This window comes from Glaciimonas sp. OK215 (assembly GCF_057787885.1).
Genome location: NZ_CM173544.1, coordinates 5872970 through 5892559, shown reverse-complemented (window position 1 = coordinate 5892559; position 19590 = coordinate 5872970). Strand labels below are relative to the sequence as shown.

Below are 19590 nucleotides of genomic sequence, written 5' to 3'. Positions count from 1 at the left end.
GCCCGATGGGGCTTTGTCAGATTAGTACGACCAGGCGGCGCAACGCTGCTGGGCCGTTTTGCGTAAGCCCTGTTATAAGCAACCATCCATTAACAAACCACTACCTTGTTTTGAGGCGGTCTTGCCTCGTGCTCATTGCGCAACTTGCACCTGGAAAGTCAACGCGGTTTGACTGCCCGGGGCCAGCGTCCCCGTTAACGTCCACTGTAAGCTACCCTGCCCGCCCACCGCGGGCTGCGTATTTACGCTGCAGGCTGTCAGCCCGGTCGGCAGCGAGGCGGGAGCCGGGCCAGGCCAGCACTGCCGAGTGATCGTCTTGGGCGGCGATCAGAGGCGTGCCCGCGGCGCGGTTTCGCCCGCGCGAGCCTTCAGGTGCATTTGGGGGCCACGATGGCGTTGATGGGCTGGAGGGGGATGAGCGCTCGCACAGTGAGCTACACATTCGGTCCCAATCTGACACCAGGCTGTCACCAAAAAACTTGCATTCATGCGAGTTGACGGGGGTTCTGCAGGGCCGACTAGTTATTGACCTTGACCTGATAGGTCACGGGCAGCTGCCCGCTGGGGGACAGCACACCGGTGAAGGTCCACTCCACAGTACCCGGCGCGCCCACGGCGGGCTGCACGCTCACGTTGCAGGCAGTAATCACGTCTGGCAATGCAACCGGACAAGCCGCCGAAAGATAGGTGGTGAAGGCCGGCGTAGCGTCGTTGATGACCAGCGTGGACAGCGGCACGCTGCCGTTATTCACGGCCGTTAGTGTGTACTGCAGGGTATCGTTCGGGTTGGCATTGACTGTTGTGCCGGCTGGTCCACCCTGCGTGATGTTGCTCACGCGCTTGGTCAACGCCAGCGCACTGGACTCACCCACTGTAGTGACATCAATGACGGTGAGCAACACAGTTGCGCTGGCAGTGGTGTAAGTAGCGCTGAGCGTGGTCGTGTTCTGCGCCCCCGGCGCAATTCCTGCCGGAACGAACTGCTTGACGACAAGGCAAACCGTCTGCCCGGCTGTGAGCGTGAGGGCTGCGGTGATAATCGGCTCCGCAGCATCAAGCGCCCCATTGCAGTCGCTGTCGCGGTAAAGCACCTGACTCCAGGGCCAGCCGGTGGGCATGGCGGCGTTGGTCAGTGCGAAGGCGGCCTGCCCGCCTTTGCCGGCATAAAAAGTATGCGCGTAGAACACGACCGTGCCGGGCTTCGCCGTCTGCGCGCCATTGGGGGCTAGCCTGTTGGGTGGCGGCACGCCAAAGTTGCTAAAGGTACAAATGATCGCGGTATCGGCAGGATTAATCGTCAAATTGACTCCTGAAAGTGGCGTGGTGTTACCGCTACAAGACAAGCTGGAGGTGTAATTGGCACTGCTCGTACCTGCCCCCAAGGTTTCAATGACGGTTCCTGTTTCACCGGCATAAACAGTTGTTGCACTGCCCGTACCCGTGTTATTTCCGCTACTCGTGGAAAGACCTGAAGTAGCGTTATTGGTGAGGCCGGAACTGGTTATGGTCGCAGTGTCCCCGCTGACTGCGTCAACCCAGGTTTTTCTCAAAATTAAAGTGGCGCTTTTTCGGGTATTGGTGAAAGTACACGCAATAACGTCATTATTGACTGGCGTAAAACTAACACTCGTGCCTGTGCCTGAAGTAATGGTCGTGCCGCCTGTCCCGCTGTTGGTGCAGGCGTAGGTAGTCGTGTAATTGCCTAAATTCGTTGCCGGTGTGGTGGATGCCGCTGTTTCCGACAGGGTTATCGCAGTGCCCGCTGTCCCAACCAGCGATACGGGAGTCGATGTTACCGATGTTCCGGCGCCCGTCGTGGTCACCGAAGTGGTTCCTGTTATCGCCAGGATGAACTGATCCGTGCTGTTAACACGTCCGCCGCCCGCAGCGCTGATGGTTTTGCTCAAACTGACCCTGGGCTTTGGCGTATTGGTATAAGTACAGGTAATATCATCGCCCGCAACGGGTGTAATGCTGGAGCTGGTGGTGCTTGCGTTATTGGGCAAGCTGGAATTGAGCGTATAGCCCGTCGTGCCGGACAGGGCATTGGTACATGTCAGGACAGTGGCGTAATTGCTCAATGCAGTGGTGCCGGCAGCTACGTCCGCCAAAGTCAATACTGCTCCAGGGCTACTGTAAAAAGTTGTGCTTGCACTTGTGCCTGTGCCGGAAGTCGTGGCTGATGCAGCTCCTTGCAAAGTACCGCCACCGCTTGCATTCACGGTAAATTGATCCCCACTGCTCACGCGTCCGCCGACAGTTTTATTCAGCGTAATTCTTGCGCTTTGTTTGTTGGTCAATGTGCAGCTTGCTGCACTATTGGCAAGACTTAAATTGGCAGCAATACTGCGATTTGCCAGGCTGGTTGTGATCGAAGGGGAACCCGTGACAGATGAGCAATTAATCGCATTGGCTGTAGACTCCCAACCTGTTGTTGCTGCTTCGGTAATCGTTAGCGTTTGACCAGCCGTGGTTGCATTAATGAAAAAGCGTACGGTTTGACCTCCTGTGATAGAGACAGTCACCGTATTGGTTGGCTGATTTCCTGAACTATTGTCAGGTGTATAAGTGGTACCAACCAATGCAGCTACTTTAGAACCAACGGGTCCAGTTGCCGTGTAGGTAAAAGACTGCGCGGTATTACCCGCAGGCAAGGTTGCTTTGGTCACATCAACATAAGCGCCGACCTTAACAGGAATTATTCCACTGATCCGTGCTGTGCCAGCATTACATTTGGAAGGAGCGCCATTTGAGACATCGGCGGGTCCTGTACAGACACTGCTTTGATTTTGCCAGTACGTAACCACATAAGGCATTGTCAATTCACCTGTTGCAGTATCTCCAGCACAGAGAACCTTAATTTCATCAATAGTTGTTGTTGCCACACCGCCAGCTTGAAAATCACCACAGCTATCACCGTCAACGTCATTCCAAGGCGATGGCGTTTTCGGAAATGTTGCCACTGAACAAATGTTGCCCGCTGTGGTAGCCCGTGGATCGTTACCTTGCTGACCCACAAAAAAACCGATATTCATGCGTTGAGCATTAGTACCGGAAAGTCCCAACTCCACTTTAAAATTGAAAGCGCTACCTGCAACGCAAAAAGCCGGCGTACTCGGCGCAGCGCTGAAAACAGGGGCCACAGTGAATTCACCAGCTGTGCAAGTGGTGTTGCCCGAGCGAAAGCCCACGCATGAGAGATCTTTTATTGCCGCGGTAGTGAATGCCAAAACCGAAGAAGAACCCAGCAACAAAACCAACAAACCAAGCGCCTGAACTATTCCTCTTCGCTCGCTGCTTTTTCTGGTGTCATGATTTTTTGAAATGCTTAAATGCGTCTTAATGTTTTTCAAAAAACAAATGACGTTATAAAAATATGAAAAATAGCTAATTTTAAAAAAATAGATCATTACTGAATCCTGAATCCGTGATTGATCGAGGCGAGCGCGAACAGGCGTGCCAGCTTGGGACGGGAGTCGGGTCATGGAAGATGTGTTCATCATTGCATTGTCACGGGGCTGGCCTGCAGCGGCTGGGCGTTGTTGCGCGGCTTGAAAAGGTTTTCATCGAACTTGAAGCGCAGCCGCAGATAGAAGCCGCGCTGGGTATAGTCCTCACCAGCGAGGTCGCGGTCGGTGAAGCCCTTGACGTTGTAGCCCACCGACAGCCACAGATTCTTCATCACCAGGTAACCAACCTCGGCGCCGACCGCCTGCTGGCGGCTGGACCCGCCATTGCCGCCGCATTCGATGTAGTACTGCACTCCGGCGTCCCATTTGCTGTTCAGATCCCAGGTGGAGCGGCCGCCGAGGATTTGCGCGGTGTAGCTGCTGGTGATGCCGCCGCTATAGTCGGTCGCCAACTTGACGCCATAGCGGCCGTTGAGCAACCAGTCGGCGTTGGGTTGGTAGTTGGCGTGCATGGAAAAAATGTTCGCCGCTTCGTCGATATTCTGGCCCACACCCAGGGTGCTGTTCCGGTTGCGCTTGACCTCCACCCGTGCCAGGGCATTCCAGGCATCGCTGTCGGCCGGACGGTAAGCCAGGCCGAACTGTGCCTGGCTGAGGCGTATCGCACCGCTGGCTGCGACGGCGTTGGTCTGTTGGTTGTAGCTGCCGCGGGTCAGAAAGGTGACATCCGGGTTGAGCTTGGCGGCCACACCCACGGAGGACAACCAGGTTTGCGAGGTGGCCGATTTGCTCCACTCCAGGCGGGTAGAGCCTTTCCAGTCGGGGTTGGCAGTGTATTCCAGCGCGCCGGTCAGGGCGGTAGCTTTGTCGCTTACCACGCCAGAGATCGGATGCACCTGCTGAATGCTGGTGCTCAGGCCCAGACCGGGGGCCAGATGCCAGAGATTGCGCAGGCCGACGGCGGCTTCGGCACTGCGGCCATCGATGCCGTTGCCGACCCGGTATTCGTTGAACAGCTGACCGTCTTTCATGTAGGTGGTGTCGATGCCGCCTACGGTGGCGTAGTTCTGCTGGCTGGGGCTGAGGCCGTAGTCGCCGCTCAGACTGTTGCTGGTTTGGTGGGTGGCGTAGAGCTTGGTCTCGGGCGCGACTTGATAGGTCGCGCCGATGGTGGTGGCCTTGCGGTTGCCGTCGTCCAGCGCCTGCTCGTATTGTGCAAAGGCGTTGGCCTTGGGCACGCCGGGTACCGGGCTGTCCAGCCGCGCGCGCGCGCTGGTGTAGGCGTTCGGTACTGCGCCGGCCGCCAACGGCTGAGTCGGCTGCGCATTGGCGTCGACATGGCGCAGGCTGGTGGTGAGCTTGACGTTCAGCGGCAGGCTATGCTCGATGCCGATCGACTCGCCTTCACGCGAGGCCCCGCCGGCAACGCTGGTCGGTGCGCCCGCCAGCGGAATGCTCGATGGCGTCTGAATCACGCCGCCCGACGTGGTGGTTTTCAGGGCCTCGACCACCAGACGGTTTTTGTCGTCAATGGCGTAGCCGATCTTGGCACCGTATTCCGCCGCGCCTGCCGTGTAAGTGGAGCTGGGGTTGCTAAAAGTGGGGTCGGTCTGCACTGCATACACCCGGGTCTGCAGCCGCGGGTCAGTGTGGCGCAATTCGATGCGACGCGCGTCACCGGTCCCCAGCAGATCGGATTGCGACTGCGCCAACTCGCCGACCAGGGTGGTGTCGGGGGTGAGATTCCACAAGAAGTTGCTACCGCGCAGGCTTTGCTGGTTGGTGGGGTTGGCATCGCGTATATAGGTGCCGCCCAAGGTGAAGCCGTCATTGAGTTTTTCGCGCAGGTCGATGCCGCCGACCCAGAAGCGCGGACCGCCGGAGCTGATCTCGTAGGTAACGCGGATAGTGATCGGGTTGAGGTTGGCGTCCAGGCTGGGAACCGGCGCCTTGAACAGGATCTGGCCGGTGACGGGCTCGATAGCGTAGTCGGTGAACTGGGTCAGCGGCACGGCGGTCAGGACGATGGACGGCTGGTTGCGGTCGCGGGTGATGATGTTCACCTGTTGGCTGTTGATCACCCCGTTGAGTTTGCTCAACCGGTAAGGGCCGGAAGTGCCGTTGGCCGGAATTTCGTCGATCGCCTGCGTCGAGTCGGTATAGCTGGCGAAGCCGTCCACGGTCAGGCTTCCCTCCTCGATGTGCGTCTTGGCGCCGTTCAGGGCGCGGCTGTACTGGGTAAGCACGCGGGCCGGGTTATCGCTCTGGGTACTGTAGTCGCCGTAGAGGCCGTAGGAAGTGCCATGGTCGAGGCGCACATACAGCTTGCCGGTGGATTGCGCGTCGTAGCCTTTCACGGAGGAGTCGCCGTAGACCGGGTAGAACTGGTCGGGCTGAATGTCGCGGAACAGCGCGGTGTCGCTCGGCTTGTCGGAATCATAGGCCAGGGTCAGCAGGCTGGAACCCAGGACTTTGCCCTTGAGGTACAGCGAGGAACGCGCCGCGGCGCTGTCCTTGCCGTTGGCAAAGCTGCGCGACGCGCTTTGAATTTCGCGCTCGAAAGTGTCACCGCTTTGTGTCTGCGCCAGGGCGTTGGCGTTGATATTGCGCAAACCGAGCAAGCCTTCCACGATGCCGACGGCGACCATAGGGCGCAGATTGGGCAGGAAGGTGAGCTCGGATTCGGCCCGCACCGCGCCGCTGCTGATGCGCAGCGTTGCCTTGCCGGGGCTGGACGGTGGCTGCAGGGAAAAGTGGCCGACCCCGCCTTCGACAAATACCTGGGTGCCGGGCTCCTTGAGGTCGAGGTCGGGCGTCTGCCATTCGCCCTGGCTGGATTCGAGCGTCAGCGCTGTGCGCGAGGTGATGGGTACGCCCTGAGCGTCCAGCAACTGCACGGTGACTTCAACCGGCGTCTGGCCGTCGGCGCTGGCTTGCAGCGGTGCCTCGATCTTGATTTGCGCCAGCTTGCCCGGAGCGATGATGTGGATGGCGGTCGCGCCGCGGGTGTTGCCGAAGGCGTCCACTGTCGCCACGGCAAGGATGTTGTCGCCCGGCTTGAGGTCGACGCCGATATAGTCCCAGGCGGTGACGCCCCGGCTTTCAAGACCGCTCTGCTCGCCGACCTGCTTGAGGCTGAGTTCCCGCCCGTTGACCGTGAGCCGCAATTGCGCGCCCAACGGACCTTTGACACGCACCCGGGTCTGATCGGTAGGCATGACCTGGCCGTCGTGCAGATCGATGAAACCGACTTGCGGGGTCAATGTGGGCAGCAGGCTTTCGAGCGTGGCCGGTGGGGTTGGTGCGGCCGGTGCGACTGGCGTATCAGCGGTCAGTGCTGCGCTTGCCGTCGCCACCGCGCCGGACCGTGGCGCAGCCTGCTGACCGATGACGCCACTCGACAACAATGTGCGGGCGTCGATCACGGCGGCAGGCTGGAGGTTGATGTGCGCAGTCGCGGCTTGGGTGATTTCGGTGGGCTGGTTTTGCATCGCCTTGCGGCGCGCGCCAATCTGTGCGCGGACCTGCTGGGAGCATTCGAGGACGGCGAAGTCGGCTTTGTGCAGTTCGCCGTTTTGCAGATCGACAAATTGACTGGCCGGGTCTTCGGCGTTGCGGTTGTCCAGAATTTCCAGGGTCGCGCCCTTGGGCATTGTCGTATTGTCGACCTTGGCCACATAGGTGCGCGGGGTGAGTCCATACAGGCTGTACTTGCCTTCGCTATCGGTCACGGCGTACATACCGTTATCGAGGAAGATGCGCACGCCCGGAATGCCGGGCTCGCCCGGGTCCTGGACGCGGCTGGCATTGCAATCGGCAAACACCTTGCCGAACACATAAGCCTTGTTGGAGAACACGCCACCGCTGACCTGCACCTTGGCGGTCGCCTGGTTGGAGCGCGTGACCCCGCTGACCACCTGCGCGGTGTTGATGCCATTCCCCGATTCCCCGCCCGGGCCGATACGCACGCGGTAGGTGAGCACGGGCTGGCTGCTGGACGCGATGGTGCCGATACCGAACACCAGCGCCGGGCCCGCGCCGCCGACGGGGTCGGCCAGCGGCGCGCCGTTCAGACGCGCGCTGCCCTTGACATAGGCAAAGCCCGCCGGCAGGTTATCGTTGACCACAGCAGCCGTCAGGCCGCTGCCGGTAATGCTGCTGGCATTGATGTTGATGCTGTAGTTCACAAAATCGCCCACCTCGGCGACGGATTTGGACGCTATTTTCTGGATGAACAAGCCGCCTGCCGCACCGATGTCCAGCGGGACGTCCACCGTCACCGGCCCACTGCTGCCGGTCACGCTGAACATTCCGCCATACGAGCCGGTGACGCTGATGCTGCGCCCGGCCGGCAGCAGGCCAGCCGGCAGCTTGGATGGAAAAGCATAGCCATTGGGTGGCGTGACCAGCAGCCGGTAGGTGCTGGCGGGAACGAAGGGGAAGTTGTAGCTGCCGTCGCTCCCCGTGACCGTCGTGCTAGGTGCGGACGTCACGCCGTCGGCTTGAAATACCTTGGCCGGACCGCCGGGATTGCCGCCGTTGCCCGCGCCGGTAGTGTCGATCAGTTGCACCGTGGCGCCCGCAATCGCGGCATTGCTCTTGCTGTCGAACACCACGCCGGAGGGGTCGATCAACACGGTAGTGGTGACCGTGCTGCTGCCGCATCCAGCCATGCTGGCGGTCACGCGGTCGTTGCGCAGCAACTCCAGAATGCCGTCTCCCGAGGCCACGACATGGATTGCCGCGTTTGCCGTCGGGACATTCGGCTGGATGCGGAAGATGCCGGTATTCGCTGCGGTTTCGGTGGCCGTGAAGGTTTCGGAGTCGCCCGTCAACTGGCTGGTGAGCGTGACTGGATGGGTAAGGATGGTCGACGGAGCGGTATTGCACTGCGCAGCATTGATCTGCACAAACAGCGGTGCGTCCAGCGCAGCCTGCTGCGTCGGCGTGCTGTAGGTATTGCTGCTGTAAAAGGTGATAGCGGGCGGCAGCGCGGACAGCGGCAATTGCACCTGATTGGACGCCGCCGTGAAGTTCGCTCCTTGCGTGCTGAAGTCGGCATAGCCGGTGTTGGTGAGCGTGCCGGAGGCATTGCTGTTTACGGTCACGCTGAAACTGCCGACCAGCACGTTAGAAACCGCCGGGGTGCCCAGCCCAGCCAGGCTAGGGATGGCCCAGGCAACGGCATCCGGGCTCGGAGGGGGCGGCAGCGCCGTCACATAACTGCCGGCGGGATCGCCCAAACGGTGATACAGCAGCTGCACCCCGGGCGTACTGGAACTCAGGCTGGCAAAGGTCGTGTTGGCGGGGATCGGGTCGTGCAGCACAAACCAGCTGGCCTGGGCGCCGTCGACGGTGATCAGAACCGGACCGGCAGGGCCATTGCCAGTGTTGCTGGCTGTCAGGGTATACGCCAGCGCACCGCCGCGCACCGGTGTGGAGGTGGAAGCGCTTTTGGTAACACTGACTGCCGGACCGCTAACGATGTTGATGGTGTCTGTATTGCTGGCGGAGGAGGCTGCTTGGTTCTGGCTGATGCCCCTCCGGATCTGGCTGGCGGTGGCGGTGACGAGAATCCGGGCGGCCTGTCCGACGCTGGCCGATGCCGGCACCGTGCCCACTACCAGCACATTCAAGATCGCCCCGGGCGCCAGCGTGACGGTGCCGCCGCTGGCAAGTACCGGCTCGCCCGGGTCGGCCACACCGTTACCGTTCACATCTTGAACAATCGTCAGGCCAGTGGGGACGAAACTGCCTCCTGCGCTACTCAGGCTGAGCACATAAGTGGTACCGACATTACCGGTGTTGGTGATCTGGTGGGACAGCGTAAAGCGCGTGCCGGGAGCGCTGCTAACGTTTTGATTGCTCGTGAGCAGTACGGCCCCCAGCGGCTGCACGATGGTGGCCACCGTGTTGGAGGTGAGACGGACGTTCAGGCCCGTGGCGCTGTCGACGAAGGAACCCGTTGCAGTGTTGGTCACTGCGCTGCCCGCCGGTGGCGGCGTCGCCTGTACCCAGCCAGCCAGCAGCAAGAGCGCCAGGAAGGCGCTCAGGTTGCGGGCGATGGAGGCGAACAGACGGGTCATGCGCGGATGCCATAGTTGTGAACGCAAGAAATCGGGATGCGTAACTGATGGCTGCGCACTGTGGAATTGCAATGCGCAGCCATCAGGGAGGGCTTGCGCCCTCCCTGCACCAGGGGCCTGGCCCCTGAGGATTACTGCTGAATCTTGACGCCGAAGGTAACTACGGCGCTCTGACTCGGAGCCAGCGTGCCGATCGTGGCGGTGACGGTGCCGGCCGCGCCGACTGCGGGTGTCGGCGGCGTGATCACGCCCACCGAGGTGGCCGGCGCGGTACTCAGCGCGGTATACGCCGGGGTGGCGTCAGAGACCGTCACGCCAGTGGCATCCGCTGAACCCACGTTCTGTACCGTGATCTGGTAGTCGATACACGCCCCCGGCACCGCACCTGCAGTGAGAGTGGCCGTGCTGTAGACGCCGCCGGTCGGAGTGCCCGAGCAGGTCGGATCCAGACCTTGGGTTTTGACTAGAGTGACATTGCCGGCGATCACCGTAATGCTGTCGGTTGCCGGAACAGCAGTCGGCGCGCTGTTGCTATAGGTGCCGTTGGCCGTGGTCGCGGTCGCAGTGGTGGTGTTGACCACGCCTGCCGCCACACCTGAAGGTGCGATCACCTTGTCAAAAATGGTGATGGATTGCCCCAGCGCCAGACCGCCAGGCAACACGCCCTGCAAACCTGTCGCGGGAATCACCGGGTCGGTGCTATCGAGTACGCCGTTGCCGTTGGCATCGTAATACTGGACCGAGGTCCAGCCGGCTTGCGAGTTGGTCGCAGGCAAGGTGATGGTAGACACCGTACCGTTGCCTTCCAGCACATTGCCGGTGTTGGTCAGGGTATGGCTGAATACCACCGCGCCGCCCGGGAACACTTGCCCGGTATTGTTCGGCGTGTAGGTGAGCGAGCGCACGGCGTTCACGGTCACTGCGTCGTGGACGGTATCCTGCGCACCGGTGGCCGGTGACAAGGCGCGGAAATACAGATCGGCGGTGCCTGCAGCGAAGCCCGCCGGCACAGAAACCACCGCACAGACGGTGGCGCTGCTGCCGATGTTGACCGTGCCGGTATTGGTGATGCTGGCGCCGGTAGTGGAGCAGTTGCCCGAACCGCCGTCGGCCTTGAAATTCACCGTCCAGCCGACCGGCAGGGTTTGACTGGCGAAGATGGATGACGTGCTGGCGCCCAGGTTGTAGGTGTCAGGAATCGGGCCGGTGTTTTTGGTCACCACTACGAAGGTGGTGGTAGTGGCCGGGTTGGTGGCGTTGGTCACCACCGCTGAGCCTTCGGGGCCGGGGCCGACGCCAAGCGGCGCGGTGTTGGTCACGTCGACCGAGGCGGATGTCACGGCCGTCAGTGTATCGACCGCAGCCGCAGCTTTGGTCGAATCGACTGTCGACGTGGCAGTCTTGTTCACGGTGAAAGGACCGGTGCCCGAGGCGCTCGCCGGCAGCACAGCCTTGACCACGACGGTGTAGCTTGCACCCGCAGCCAACGGCCCGGTATCCGCGATGCCATCGCCATTGGTATCGACCAGCGGGGTGACGCCGTCACTCTTGTACAGCACGAAGCTGGTGCCGGACGGGAAGTTTCCAGCCGACAAGCTCATGTTGAACGTGTCGGTGCCGTTACCGGTATTGGTGACTACGTTGGGGAAGGTGACCGTGCTACCAGGATTGGCACTGGCCACGGTGGCGCCCGTGATCGTCACGTTGGCGGTTTGGGTCACGCTGAACGGAACGGCATTCGACGCGCCATTGGCCGTGCTGCCGGAGCCGTCGTTGTACGATACCAAAGCGGTGTTGTTGATCGTTCCGGGGGACGTTGCGGCGGCTACATTGACCTTGAAGCTAATGGTGCCGGATTGGCCGGGCGCCACGTTGCTGATGATCGCCGTCACCGTACCCGCGGTGGTGACACCGTAGTCGTAGGTGATTTGATTCGGTGCCGAGCCATATATATGATTGGCATCGGTCAGGGCGGTCGCCCCGGTGACACTCCACAGGCCCGAATTGGCTACCTCGGTCAACCCCGCCGGGATCGCATCCGTGACCTTGACACTGGTCGCGGTGCTGTTACCCGTGTTGGTATACGTCAGGGTATAGGTGTAGGGACCGCTGCCTGCGGCACCCGAACTCGCGCTCATCGACTTGGTGAGGCTGATCACCGCATTGGCAGTGACCGTGGTGGTGTCGGTGTTGCTGGCGCTTTGAGCAGGGGTGAAACTACTGGCTCCTGTTACGGTCAGGCTGTTGCTTTGCCCCGAGGTGGCCGTGGCCGGCACTGTGGCGGCGACGATGAACTTGAACGTCGCGCCAGCCGCCAGCGCACCGCTGGAGGTGATTGCCGGGCCGGTGGGCTGACCCGAGCCGTTGTCGGCGTAGATCGTGATACCGGTCATGTTGAAGGCGCCGCCGCCTGCGTTCACAGCAGTCAGTGCAAATGTGTCCGCGCCATTGCCGCTGTTGGTCAGGATATGCGGGTAGTACACGGTACTGCCCACCGACGCGGTTTTGGTGCCATTGGCCGTCAAGGTCAGGCTGGCGACTTGCTGCACCACCGTCTGCACCGTATTGGATGTAACGGTCCGGCTGGCGCCCGAGCCGTCGGTGTAGCTGGCGGAGGCCTGGTTACCGATGGAAGTGCCAGCAGCGGGAGGGGTGGCGAACGCCGCGTTGCCGGCAAGTGCCAGCAAGAACGCGAGGGCCAGACCGACAAGCCAGTGGATGATGGAGCCGGGCGGCCGCAAGGCGACTTGGAGGCTCGGATAGGTGGCGCGCATAGTGGGGTAATCCTCTCGTGATTTCAAAAAAGGTTTTGCTTCAATCGGCGGGTTGGGTGAAAAACGATATTCAGGGCTTTGTCGCGCCAGATCCGAGTGGCGGATTGACGCGCACGCGTAGGCTGATCACGGCGTCCTTGCCTGAGGCGATGGTGCCGACCTCCCAGCGCAGCGCACGGTAATCGGCCAGCGCAACCGGCTCTTTTCGGGTTGTGCCGTCCGCCAGCTTGATGCTGTGCATGAGTGGCATGGGGGCAAAGTTCACGTTGTCTGTGGATGCCTGGGCATTGCCCGGTTTGGCGCTGTCAGCCAGCAAGGTGGTGCCCACGGGTATGGGGAGCGTTGCCTGAAGGTGATCGACGGCACTTTTACCCGCATTCGAGTAGGTTGCGCTGTATTCCACCACATCACCCGGCTTGGCCTGCGCAGCGGGCTTGAGCACCGCTTTGCCATCGACCAGCTCCACCCGGCTAACTGTCAGTTTGGAGGTGACGCTGGGGGTCTGGGCCAACGCAGCCTGGCTCAAGGTCAGGCTGGCTGCGACGATACAAAGAACAAAAAGCTGTTTCATGAGCATTCACAATCAAAGTTTACCTGCACAGCCAACCCCCATCCTGGTGCATCGCCGTGCGCGGTACTGTGTTTGCTCAAAGACAACAATAAAAGTAGTTGTCAGGTCAGTCACGCGTACAGCCAGCAGCGGTTTCACTCAGCGCCCTTCATCGCCCTCCAGCTTCTCGCCTCGGCTTTGACAGGAACAACGTCGTGTGAAACTACAGATGAAGAGAAGCCACGGAGAGGTCGTAAAAGTTAAGGGGATTTCTTTTTTTACATGGCAGCCGATTATCCATAAGCTTGCTGAAAAAAAAGATGGCAGACGCATAACAATTAGATGTTTGTTTGTGAATTTTTGTTAATAGTTGTCTTCGTACAACACATGGCGCGTCGACAACGTGGGATTGACATTTAATTAGTTCATTTTTAACAATAATGAATTGTCATAGTGGTAATAAGCGATCAGCCGTGATTCGCAATTCTGGATTCTTTTATAACAAGATATTTTTGAGCACTGAAGGAACTGCCCAGACAGTGCGCGGGGTCGCAGTTGGCCCTGGCAGCAGTTCAAGCGTGCATGACCACTACGAGGGATTTGTGCTACTGGTTGCGGAGTTTGAGGCGACGGAGAAGACCGGCCTGATGAAGATCGTCTTTTGTTGTAGGGAAAACCAAGCGGGAAAATATGCCTACATATTCATGCGGGTTTGTGCATATCCGCTGTTAATTTTGGGCGAGTTTTCTGCGTGATCCAAGTAGATTGATCTATCTTTTACGATAGCGAGTGGCTGTATGGCGATGGGATCGCCATACAAATTTTGTATTAAAAGTTTTTACTTGGGCAGAAAAGCCCTGACGAACAACGCGCTTACCTTGCTGTTCGCCACGTTTGGATAGGATACCAATATTATTTTGTGTCAATTGAACGTCATTTTGACAAATTTTTGCAATGACTTAATTTTGGGCAACACGAATTACCGAAATCCGGCGGAGAGCCTTGATTTTACTGGTGCGGCTGGCTGGAATCGAACCAGCGACCCTTGGCTTCGGAGGCCAATACTCTATCCACTGAGCTACAGCCGCATAAGAACAACAACGAAGAGGCATGAAGGATACCGTTTTTCTGCGTGCACGTCTATGTAATGTATTGCTTTGTCGTTCCAAATAGGGATTATTACGACTATAATCAAGGGTTTGGCGAGGGATCGTGCGCTGTTCGGGCTTTTTAAGCGCATCAGTATCTGCCCACCGGTTTTGAAAATTGCATTGAGGGAATCATGAGCGACGCACACAACGAAGAACAATCCGCAATCAAGACGCCAAAGCAACTGATCGTCGCTATTCTGGCGGGCTTTTTAGTCCCGATCATTTGTATCGTATTGCTGGTTCAATATGTAACCAATGCCCAGAAAGCCGGCGCTGGTTCAGAAGGTCAGACACCGGAAGCGATTGCGGCGCGATTGAAGCCGGTCGCCGATGACGGTTTTACTTTTAAAGATGTCAATGCACCGCGCGTATTTCTGACCGGCGAAGAAGTCTACAAGTCGACTTGCTCGGCCTGTCATGCTACTGGCGCCGCTGGCGCACCTAAATTTGGTGATGCCGGTGCCTGGAGCCCACGTCTTGGCGATGGCGAAGACAAAGTGATTGGCTACGCACTCAACGGTTTGCGCGCGATGCCTGCCAAAGGCGGTAATCCTGATCTGGACGATGTAGAGGTTGCCCGAGCAGTGGTCTTCATGGTTAACGCGTCTGGCGGCAAGTTCAAGGAACCGGCAATTCCAGCGCCAGCTGCATCGGCCAATACTTCAGCGAGTGCAACCGCCGCCCCGGCAGCTTCAGCCAAATAAGACTGGAAACAAGCGCAGTAAATTTGGATCAAAAAAGCCGACTCGTTGAGTCGGCTTTTTTGTTGGTATCAACGCAGAGGCAGCGGTCACTCTGCAACACTACATTATTGCGGGTGCTGCTGCTCAGCGACGTAAATTTCAACACGGCGGTTTTTTGCACGATTGAAATCGGTATCGTTGGACGCTACTGGCTCGTGCGAACCGCGACCTTCGATGCCAAAACGATTTGGCGCAATTCCGCGTGCGGTCAGATAGTTACGGGTGCTTGCGGCACGTTGCAACGACAATGGATCGTTGACTGCATCGCTGCCGGTATTATCGGTGTGGCCAATGATGGTGACAGTGGTTGCCGGATTCTCTGCCAGGGTCGAAGAAAATCGTTCAAGGATCGGACGGAAGTTGGATTTGATATTGGCGCGGCCGGTATCGAACGAAACATCGCTTGGAATCGCCAGTTTCAGACGATTATCCGCAGTCTGGCTGACTTGCACGCCAGTTCCCTGGGTAGCTTGTTCCATCGCCTGCTTTTGTTTTTCCATCTTGTTGGACCAGATATTCCCGGCAACTGCACCGATAGCGCCACCAATCGCTGCGCCGCCGAGCGCACGACCGCCACCGCCTGGACCAGTCACCGCGCCAAGCAGCGCACCGACACCAGCGCCAATACCGGCACCGGTTGCAGTGCCGCGTTGAGTATCGGACATGTTAGCGCAACCGGCGGTCGCCAAAGTTACAGCCAATGCCACGGTACCAAGCTTGAATTTATTCATTTTGTTTTCCTAATAAGTTAAGGCATCGTCTTCAAAGGGTACAGCACCATCTCCCTCGCTGCGGTGTGCGATTATTCCTCATCCACAGCTTTATTATTTTTACCGCTAAAGTATGTGGCGGCGCCGACGGCGGCAATCAGGACGCTACCAACGACCAGTGATTTGCGTAAAGAACGCTTTGATAACAACGACACCCCGGTCACCAACAAGGGCGTTAGCGATTGCAGGCGGGATGCCTTGAACAGGCCAGGATGTTTGGTAATCATTGAGTAGGCAATGCCGGCAACGCGCCCAAACAGGTTTTTGGTCAGGCCCCCATTCATGCTGGATCTGACCATATCGCGACACCTGATCATTTCAGCGCGAAATGTCGCGCCTTCCTGCAGCAGACGCAGTTTGCGTTCGGCCAGGGAACGCTTCCGATCGAAATTGGATTGATGGGTCATGTCAGGCCTTGTAGTCAAAGTAACGCATCTCGATCCCGGCGCAGTTCGTTCATGGTTTCAGGCAGGCCGATCCGGCCCTGGCATAAAATGGCGCGCACATATAGGCCCATGCCGATGGCTACCAGAGTGAATAGCGCAGCCAGAATCAGCAGTATTTTCCAGCCCAATGCATCCCAGGTGAGAGCGACCACCAGTCCACTCCAGAACGCCAATGCAAATAATAATGCGAGGATGCCGAGAGAAAACACCAGGAGCAGCTTGACGACATGCGTGCCGATTTCAGAGAACTCCAGTGCGGCGAGTTCAATGCGACTGATCACGAGTGCAAACATGTTTTTGGCGGTGCCGACCAGGCCGGTTATCAGGCTCGGTTGCGGAGGTGCAGTATGTTTTGTAGTGGAATGCTTGGATTGTTGTTGGTCCATGCTAGCCTGAAGGTTGCGTTGCGATTATTTACGGGAGATGATCAGGCCGAGCAGCAGGCCTATGGTGGCCGACACTGCGACAGCACCCCAGGGATTTTCGTGCACGTAGTCGTCGGTGGTGGCGGCAAATTCCTTGCCGGTTTCGATCGCCGCAGTGTGCACATTTTGTGCCTTGACGACGGCGGCATCGAGTAATTCCAAACCTTTAACGCGCAACTCTTCTGCTTTTTCACCGGTGCTCAACGCTGCTTCGTGGAACAAGTCTTGCGCGTCTTTCACCAATGTTCCGATGTCGCCACGGGTGGTTCTAATGCTGGACTTACGCATCATTGGACTCCTTGCTAATAAAATACCAGTATAACGAATAGATTTCTGAAAATCTGCCTGCCGTGGCATCGACTCCGCGTTATTGTCGTTGTGGATTCCCAAAGATGGCTCAATATGATCTGCACAACGGCATTTGGTTGCAATATTTATTTGGCAACGACGTAAATTTCCAAGCCGAACGCAATAACTGGTCGGATATGAGAAGTTTTCAGCCGATATTGGATATCGCGCAAACGCCCCGTGGCCTCGATCGCATGATCGTCAATATTCAAGCGTTGCTGGTCGAGGAAGCGTTCACGCTCTGCGCACCACCGAATAGACGGAGCGTAAGTCCTTGCTAATGATTCTTGGTACGTAGCTCGGCAATTGCTTCGATATTACCAATCTGGATAACAATTGGACGTAAGGCCATCGTCGGCTGTGTCGGGCGCCAGGCAAACAGCCATTCCCTTTGTGAGGCATTGCGCTGATTTTTCGTGAACGCTGCGCCCAGCACACTTTGCTTGCCATAAGAAATGGCGCCGTCGATACCGGTCCAGCTTGGCAGCACGCGTTGCGCTGCGCGATGGATGCGCTCGCCGAATTCTTCCGGATCATTGATCACCAGACAGCAATCGCTATGCGCAAATTCATCATATAGTGCATCGTCGCAAATGCTGCTCATGCTTAAGGTGAGCAACTGCGAAGCAGCGCGTGAGGAATTATGCAGATGATTAATTTGCAGGCTTTCGACCGGGGGGCGCAAACGGAATTCTCCGAGCGTTAATGCGCGCTCCAGCCATTGTCGTTCGGAGTAACGGTAAAGTTTGGGCGGGCGCTGATAATCTGCGGTTGACATGATGACCTAATATTATTGTTGAGACGGACGCTCAGTGCACATCAAGTGGCGAGCGACCTTGCCTGCAAGGTGAAAGCGCTAACTAAAAATGCGCTGAAATGTTAAAGATGGAGTTCGCCGCTGGCTTCCGGCTGATCGAGGTCGAAGCTGGACAGGGTGATTGGCGGTTTAACTTCCATTGTTGTTTCTCGTAAAAATAAGCGAATAAAAAAAGCGCAGCCGGAACGCATCGACCTGTTGCTGCAGAGATACCGGCATTGTCAGTGACATTCCGCGACGAGGTCCGATGGTAGGCGAGAAGCGTAGCAGAAGCAAGTCACCCCGGGATGTTGCCCGCTAGCGATAAAGATGGCTGTTATTGTTGCATCAACGGATCGCTACTCACCCAGTTGTGCTTCGGCAAGAGAGCGTAATTGAAACCGTCCATCATTGTTGAATAACCAGCTTTCTGAAATTTCGACCTGTCCTCTGCGCAATAAATGGCTTTCCGGCTTGGGAAAAGGAGCCGCGCTTTTGACTGCCGACAAGGCCACTGCTTCCGCCGCACGATCTTTGTTGGAGCGGAGGATCTCGGTGCGCAGCAATTTTCCGTCGGCATCGACGTAATACTTCAACACGATCACCGCGCGCAACAAGGCTTGCGGGCGACCGACAAAGACGTTGGTTGAGTTGACCTCAACTATGCGTTGCGCCAGATCGCGTTTGTAGCTATCCAGCGTCTTGGCGCTTGAAGTGCCAGTAATTGTTGTGGTTATCGGGGCGTTATTCCCGACTTTGTTGACAAGGTTGCCGACGCAACCAGCTAAGCCGGTCAGCAGGAGTGCCATCATACAAATCGGAAAAGCCGATGCCTTGATTTTCATGGCCCACCCCAGAGATCGAAATTGTTGAGCAAAAATCACAGCTAAATATTAGCACTTGGCGGCTGCCTTGGTTTACTCGATACGCATATTCAGGCGCTGGCGGGCGATGTCGTAGATCCAGTTAAAGCAAAACGCGTACAGCATGAAAAACACGGAAAACACCAGGTCCAGCATGAGTGCCTTGACCAGGCTGACGTCCAGCCACCAGGCAGTGAGCGGTAGCGCTACGACCATGAAGCATAGCTCGAAACCAAGCGTGTGGACAATCCGGACCGGGATGGTGCGGATCCAGCCGTAGCGTGTTTCGAACCATTCAAAAACGTGGTTATAGAACATATTGCAGGCCATGGCACAAAGCGCCAGGATCAGCGCCAGCGCGCCAAAGTGAAACATTTCCATATGCAGTCCGTACGACACTAGCGGCACCAGAATGACCAGTGCGCCGACTTCAAACAGAATGGCATGGAGGATGCGGCGGAATAATGTAGAGATAGTAAATTCCCATGAATTGGTTTTTGGTGACCGGTCGCCAGTATAGCGAGCGCAACCTGGGCAACGTCATGAGGATGTCATGCCGGGTATTTGCGCGGCTATCGGCGTCGTCTGGCCGGCAAGGCTGGCGCACACGCGCCCTCAAAGAAAAAAGCCACCGGCGCTAGGCAGGTGGCTCTCATTGCGACAACCGCCGTGTCAGCCGATTGCGGCACTTTCTACTTCTTTGTATTCCTTCTTCAGCTTCAGAATTTTGCTAGTGGCGTTAACCGCCGCCGCCAGTTTGCCGATGTCACGCAACTCAGCCGCCGTGATGCCGAGTTTTTTCAATTCCGCAATGTGGCCAACGACGCAACCTTGGCATTTGCCGACGATCGATGCCGCCAAGGCGTAGATCTCGAAATGTTTCTTTTCGACGCCACCATGTGTGGCGTAGCCCTGCATCCGGATTTGCGGCGGCTGGGTTTTCAGTTCGGCGTCATCCGCCAGGTGCAGGTAGCTGTACCAGATGTTCGTCATACCCATGATGGCAGCGGCGGTTTTGGCACCGGTCGCTTCCATTTCCGAGGTCAAACCCTGGAATGCTTCAACCAGCTCCGGACTACCGGCCGAAATTGCCGCAGCAATTGCTGCACCGGCAGCGACTTCCGGCGTCAGGCCGGATTTGTTCAAAGCACCATCGAGGGTAATCCAGACATCCTTGGCATACGATGGGAAGGCATCCCGCAGTTGAAGCATATCCATTGTTTATTCC

Annotated in this window: 15 protein-coding genes and 1 tRNA gene; 3 read left to right on the top strand and 13 right to left on the bottom strand. The window is 57.9% G+C overall.

Annotation, left to right across the window (positions count from 1 at the left end; all coding sequences use genetic code 11):
* Nucleotides 1-518: 518 nt before the first annotated feature.
* From AC3CHX_RS27280 to AC3CHX_RS27265, 4 genes are all read right to left on the bottom strand, one after another.
* Entirely contained in the window at nt 519-3410 is a 2892-nt protein-coding gene (locus AC3CHX_RS27280; protein ID WP_488631072.1) for a beta strand repeat-containing protein, read from the bottom strand.
* 89 nt (nt 3411-3499) lie between these two features.
* Nucleotides 3500-9496: an SdrD B-like domain-containing protein gene (locus AC3CHX_RS27275; protein ID WP_488631071.1), complete on the bottom strand. Its 5997-nt coding sequence runs from the start codon at nt 9494-9496 to the stop codon at nt 3500-3502.
* Nucleotides 9497-9627: 131 nt separating this feature from the next.
* Nucleotides 9628-12270 carry a beta strand repeat-containing protein gene (locus AC3CHX_RS27270; RefSeq protein ID WP_488631070.1) on the bottom strand — a complete coding sequence of 881 codons (2643 nt, stop codon included), beginning with the start codon at nt 12268-12270 and terminating at the stop codon, nt 9628-9630.
* 70 nt (nt 12271-12340) lie between these two features.
* On the bottom strand, nt 12341-12841 hold the full coding sequence (locus AC3CHX_RS27265; RefSeq protein WP_488631069.1) for a hypothetical protein: 501 nt from the start codon (nt 12839-12841) through the stop codon (nt 12341-12343).
* Between the two features lie 452 nt (nt 12842-13293).
* Between AC3CHX_RS27265 and AC3CHX_RS27260 the strand changes: the two genes are divergently transcribed.
* A complete protein-coding gene (locus tag AC3CHX_RS27260) occupies nt 13294-13575 on the top strand; it encodes a hypothetical protein (protein WP_488631068.1) in 282 nt (93 codons plus the stop codon).
* A 257-nt stretch (nt 13576-13832) separates the two neighbouring features.
* On the opposite strand, the gene AC3CHX_RS27255 is transcribed toward AC3CHX_RS27260, so the two are convergent.
* Nucleotides 13833-13908: transfer RNA gene (locus tag AC3CHX_RS27255), tRNA-Arg, on the bottom strand.
* A gap of 194 nt (nt 13909-14102) precedes the next feature.
* Between AC3CHX_RS27255 and AC3CHX_RS27250 the strand changes: the two genes are divergently transcribed.
* Nucleotides 14103-14675 carry a c-type cytochrome gene (locus AC3CHX_RS27250; protein ID WP_488631067.1) on the top strand — a complete coding sequence of 191 codons (573 nt, stop codon included), beginning with the start codon at nt 14103-14105 and terminating at the stop codon, nt 14673-14675.
* 104 nt (nt 14676-14779) lie between these two features.
* On the opposite strand, the gene AC3CHX_RS27245 is transcribed toward AC3CHX_RS27250, so the two are convergent.
* From AC3CHX_RS27245 to AC3CHX_RS27230, 4 genes are all read right to left on the bottom strand, one after another.
* Nucleotides 14780-15445, bottom strand: coding sequence for a YiaD family glycine zipper/OmpA-like lipoprotein (locus AC3CHX_RS27245; protein WP_488631066.1), 666 nt, complete (start codon nt 15443-15445; stop codon nt 14780-14782).
* 71 nt (nt 15446-15516) lie between these two features.
* On the bottom strand, nt 15517-15891 hold the full coding sequence (locus tag AC3CHX_RS27240) for a hypothetical protein (RefSeq protein WP_488631065.1): 375 nt from the start codon (nt 15889-15891) through the stop codon (nt 15517-15519).
* Between the two features lie 14 nt (nt 15892-15905).
* Nucleotides 15906-16316, bottom strand: coding sequence for a phage holin family protein (locus tag AC3CHX_RS27235; protein ID WP_488631064.1), 411 nt, complete (start codon nt 16314-16316; stop codon nt 15906-15908).
* 24 nt (nt 16317-16340) lie between these two features.
* Complete coding sequence (locus AC3CHX_RS27230) at nt 16341-16643, bottom strand: ElaB/YgaM/YqjD family protein (RefSeq protein WP_488644950.1); 303 nt, start codon at nt 16641-16643, stop codon at nt 16341-16343.
* Nucleotides 16644-16747: 104 nt separating this feature from the next.
* On the opposite strand from AC3CHX_RS27230, the gene AC3CHX_RS27225 reads away from it, so the two are divergent.
* Nucleotides 16748-16984, top strand: a complete 237-nt coding sequence (locus tag AC3CHX_RS27225; protein WP_488631063.1) for a hypothetical protein — start codon at nt 16748-16750, stop codon at nt 16982-16984.
* On the opposite strand, the gene AC3CHX_RS27220 is transcribed toward AC3CHX_RS27225, so the two are convergent.
* From AC3CHX_RS27220 to AC3CHX_RS27205, 4 genes are all read right to left on the bottom strand, one after another.
* Nucleotides 16981-17481, bottom strand: coding sequence for a hypothetical protein (locus tag AC3CHX_RS27220; protein ID WP_488631062.1), 501 nt, complete (start codon nt 17479-17481; stop codon nt 16981-16983). The two genes, AC3CHX_RS27225 and AC3CHX_RS27220, sit on opposite strands and share 4 nt — an antisense overlap.
* 377 nt (nt 17482-17858) lie before the next feature.
* Complete coding sequence (locus AC3CHX_RS27215) at nt 17859-18344, bottom strand: energy transducer TonB family protein (protein ID WP_488631061.1); 486 nt, start codon at nt 18342-18344, stop codon at nt 17859-17861.
* 72 nt (nt 18345-18416) lie between these two features.
* Complete coding sequence (locus AC3CHX_RS27210; RefSeq protein WP_488644949.1) at nt 18417-18836, bottom strand: PACE efflux transporter; 420 nt, start codon at nt 18834-18836, stop codon at nt 18417-18419.
* 198 nt (nt 18837-19034) lie between these two features.
* Entirely contained in the window at nt 19035-19580 is a 546-nt protein-coding gene (locus tag AC3CHX_RS27205) for a carboxymuconolactone decarboxylase family protein (protein WP_488631060.1), read from the bottom strand.
* Between the last annotated feature and the right edge of the window lie 10 nt (nt 19581-19590).